Raw genomic sequence first — 940 nt, 5'->3', positions numbered from 1 at the left:
CGCCGGAACACGGGCGGTACGTAGTCGCCCGCGGTGGCCACGGTGAACAGGCGACCCTCGGCGTCGGTCGCGTCCAGGTCGGAGGCGGCGAGCAGTCCCCGGGTGTAGGCGTGCCGGGGGCGCGTAAACACGTCTTCGGTGCTGCCCTCCTCGACGACGACGCCCCGGTTCATCACGAGCACCCGGGTGCACATGTTCGCGACGACCGCGAGGTCGTGCGTGATGAACAGCAGCCCGGTGTCGCGCTTTTTCACGAGGTCCAGGATGAGGTCGAGCACCTGGCGCTGCACGGTCACGTCGAGCGCCGTGGTGGGCTCGTCGCAGAGCAGCAGCTCGGGGTCGTTCGCGAGCGCCATCGCGAGCATGACGCGCTGGCGCTGGCCGCCCGAGAGCTGGTGCGGGTAGGCCTTCGCGGCCTCGGCCGGATCCGGCAGCTGCACGGCGTCGAGCATCTCAATCGCGCGGGCGGCGGCCTCTGCCTTGCCGGAGACGAGCCGGTGCTGGAGCATGATCTCCGCGACCTGCGCCCCGGCCCGCATGAGCGGGTTCAGCGCGGTCAGCGGCTCCTGGAACACCATCGCCATGTCGCGCCCGCGGATCCGCTTCAGGGTCGCCTCGGGCGCGGTGAGCAGGTTCTCGTCGTGCCCGTCGAGGTGCACGGAGCCCGTCGCGGTCACCCCGGCGGGCAAGAGGCCGAGGAGCGCGGTCGTGGTCATCGACTTGCCCGAGCCGGACTCGCCGATCAGGCCGATCCGTTCGCCGCGGCTCATGTGCAGGGCAAAGGAGTCGACGAGCGTCTTCGAGCCCGCGCTGACCGTCAGGTTCTCGACGGCCAGCAGGCCGCCCGGGTGAGAGGTGTGTGCGGGCATCAGGAGCGCTCCCCGTTCAGCTTGGGATCGAATCGATCGCGGAGCCCGTCGCCGAGCAGATTGAAGCCCAT

The 940-nt window shown here is 70.5% G+C and carries 1 protein-coding gene; it reads right to left on the bottom strand.

The genetic code is table 11. From position 1 onward, the window contains the following. Positions 1 to 869 (bottom strand): ABC transporter ATP-binding protein (locus OOT08_RS02435; RefSeq protein ID WP_325090958.1); only part of this gene is annotated, 869 nt, incomplete at its 3' end. Between the last annotated feature and the right edge of the window lie 71 nt (positions 870 to 940).

The organism is Leucobacter sp. M11 (assembly GCF_035726885.1).
Classification (GTDB): Bacteria; Actinomycetota; Actinomycetes; order Actinomycetales; family Microbacteriaceae; genus JAPFRB01.
This window is presented reverse-complemented; position numbering and strand designations above follow the sequence as displayed.